Consider the following 2,540-nt stretch of genomic DNA (forward strand, 5'->3'; position numbering starts at 1 on the left):
CCACCACCCCGCCCGCGGCGCTCCCGCACCGCCCCGCCTCCGGCGTGACCAGCACCGGCGGCGCGCACGCCACGATGAACCATCGCGGGGACAACGTGACGCTCAGCGGCCAGGGTTACGTCCTCGTCCGCTGGCAGATCTCGCCGCAGTACCGCAACGGCGCGCTGGTCATGCCGAGTTGGACCGCCCTGAAGGGCAAGCTCTTCCACGTGGCCTCGGGCGGCGGCCGGCGTATGGACGACCCGGTCAGCACCACCGACACCACCGCCACCGGCATGGGCAACGCGACCACCGGCTACGACGTCCTGCCCACCGGCACCCAACAGATGTGGCAGAACGAGTACTTCTACGTCGACGGCAGCGTCACCCTCACCGTCAACGAACGCGGCGCGGACTACGGCCTGAACGTCTTCCCCACCACCTGGGACGCCGTGGAGAAGGACATCACCACCGGCCCCGCCCAGGGCGCGACCCGCTACGGCCTCACCCGGGACACCGGCAAGGACAACACCCCGATACCCCAGTACGTCACCCGTGCGACCCCGGCCGACCCGGCGACGGTGCCTCAGCGCTCGCGTGTGTAGTCGTCCCGGCGCGGTCGTCCTGCGCGGCCATGACCTCGTCAGCCCTTCTTCCTGAGCCCGCAGAGCACGTCGACCCGGTTGGTGGTGATCGAGTCGACGCCCATGTCGAGGAGGCGGCGCATCGAGCGACGGGTGTCCGGGGTCCATACCGACAGGAGGTAGCCGTCGCGGTGGACGCGGGCGGTGAGGTCCCGATCGACCAGTGTGAAGCGGTAGTTGAGCCAGCGCGGCCGTACCGCTTCGAGCACCGCGGGGCGCGGGGGAGCGAGCGAGGTCCAGGTCAGGGCGATCTCGGCGGACGGGTCGGCCGCGCGGACGGCGAGCATCGCGTCGGCGCCCGCGCAGTAGTACACGCGGTCCTCCGCCCCGTACTCGCGGATCTCGTCCACGATCCGGCGCACGGCCCGCGGGTCGGCGGGGCCGGGCAGGTCGACCATCACCCGGCTGCCCTCGGTCGCGGCCAGCGCCTCGACCAGCGTCGGCACCCGGCCGTCCGTGAGCCCGCGCACCTCGTCCACCGACAGCGACTTCAGCGGCCGGTCCAGCTCCCACAGCCGTTCCAGCGTCTCGTCGTGCAGCAGCACGGGGACGCCGTCACGGGTCAGCCGTACGTCGAACTCGACGGCGTCCGCGCCCTGGTCGAGGGCGGAACGCAGCGAGTCGACGGTGTTCTCGCGGACACGGTAGGGGTCGCCGCGATGGCCCACGGCGGTCACGTTCTGCATGGGCCCATTCTGCTGGTTGTCAGGGCGCGCCGGTGGTCAGGGTGCGAGCCACGTCGAGGTGTAGGTGTCGATCTCGTCGTCGATACGGGCCTTGCCCGCCGCGTCCAGGAAGGAGGCCCGCACGGCGTTCTTCGCGAGGTCGGCGACACCGCGTTCGTCCAGGTCGAGGAGGCGGGCGGCGACCGCGTACTCGTTGTTGAGGTCGGTGCCGAACATCGGCGGGTCGTCGGAGTTGACCGTGACGAGGACCCCGGCGCGGACGAACTCCTTGATCGGGTGCTCGTCGAGCGTGCGGACCGCGCGGGTGGCGATGTTGGAGGTCGGGCAGACCTCCAGCGCGATGCAATGCTCGGCGAGATGCGCGAGCAGCCTGGGGTCCTGGGCGGAGGTGGTGCCGTGGCCGATGCGCTCGGCGCGCAGGTCGTTCAGGGCGTCCCAGACCGTCCCGGGGCCGGTGGTCTCACCGGCGTGCGGCACGGAGTGCAGGCCGGCGGCGACGGCCCGGTCGAAGTACGGCTTGAACTGCGGTCGCGGCACCCCGATCTCCGGCCCGCCGAGCCCGAACGACACCAGCCCCTCCGGCCGTACGCGATCGTCGGTCGCGAGCCGCACGGTCTCCTCGGCGGCTTCGAGACCCGCCTCACCGGGAATGTCGAAGCACCACCGCAGCACGGTCCCGAACTCCGCCTCGGCCGCCTTGCGGGCATCCTCGATCGCGTCCATGAAGGCCCGCTCGTCGATCCCACGCCGGGTCGACGAGAACGGCGTGATGGTCAACTCGGCGTAGCGCACCTGCTGCCGGGCCATGTCCCGGGCGATCTCGTAGGTCAGCAGCCGTACGTCCTCGGGCGTGCGGATCAGGTCTACGACGGACAGGTACACGTCGATGAAGTGCGCGAAGTCCGTGAAGTTGAAGTAGTCGACCAGGGCCTCGGGGTCGGTGGGCACCCTGGAGTCGGGGTGCCGGGCGGCCAGCTCCGAGACGATCCGCGGGGAGGCGGAGCCGACGTGATGGACATGCAGCTCGGCCTTCGGCAGCCCGGCGATAAAGGCATGCAGGTCACGGGCCTGACCGGCGGCGATCCCGGCGCTGTGGTCGGAGCTCTGGTCGGACAAGGTTCCTCCCCGGAACGGCGCCCCGGGCAGTGCCGTGCGGGACGCGGGTGATCGGCTGATCGTCGACTCGGGATCATCGTAGGCCGGGGTGGGGCGGTGGCTTGGGGTGAGGCGG

At 71.3% G+C, this 2,540-nt stretch carries 2 protein-coding genes and 1 pseudogene; 1 reads left to right on the plus strand and 2 read right to left on the minus strand.

Features of this window, described 5'->3' with window-relative positions:
* Window positions 1-584, plus strand: a pseudogene (locus AC31A1_RS49900) (sigma-70 family RNA polymerase sigma factor); the annotation flags it as partial.
* A gap of 38 nt (window positions 585-622) precedes the next feature.
* Here AC31A1_RS49900 and AC31A1_RS49905 read toward each other — a convergent pair.
* Both AC31A1_RS49905 and AC31A1_RS49910 read right to left on the minus strand, forming a co-directional pair.
* The gene (locus tag AC31A1_RS49905; RefSeq protein WP_489659678.1) at window positions 623-1,309 is read right to left on the minus strand and encodes a glycerophosphodiester phosphodiesterase; all 687 of its coding nucleotides are present in this window, start codon (window positions 1,307-1,309) and stop codon (window positions 623-625) included.
* A gap of 36 nt (window positions 1,310-1,345) precedes the next feature.
* Entirely contained in the window at window positions 1,346-2,425 is a 1,080-nt protein-coding gene (locus AC31A1_RS49910) for an adenosine deaminase (RefSeq protein ID WP_489659679.1), read from the minus strand.
* Window positions 2,426-2,540 lie beyond the last annotated feature (115 nt).

Source organism: Streptomyces sp. P5F9, from assembly GCF_057961495.1.

Coding starts and splice junctions, on each gene's coding strand:
- AC31A1_RS49905 (WP_489659678.1), bottom strand. CDS start 1,309: ATGCAGAACGTGACCGCCGTGGGCCATCGCGGCGACCCCTACCGTGTC.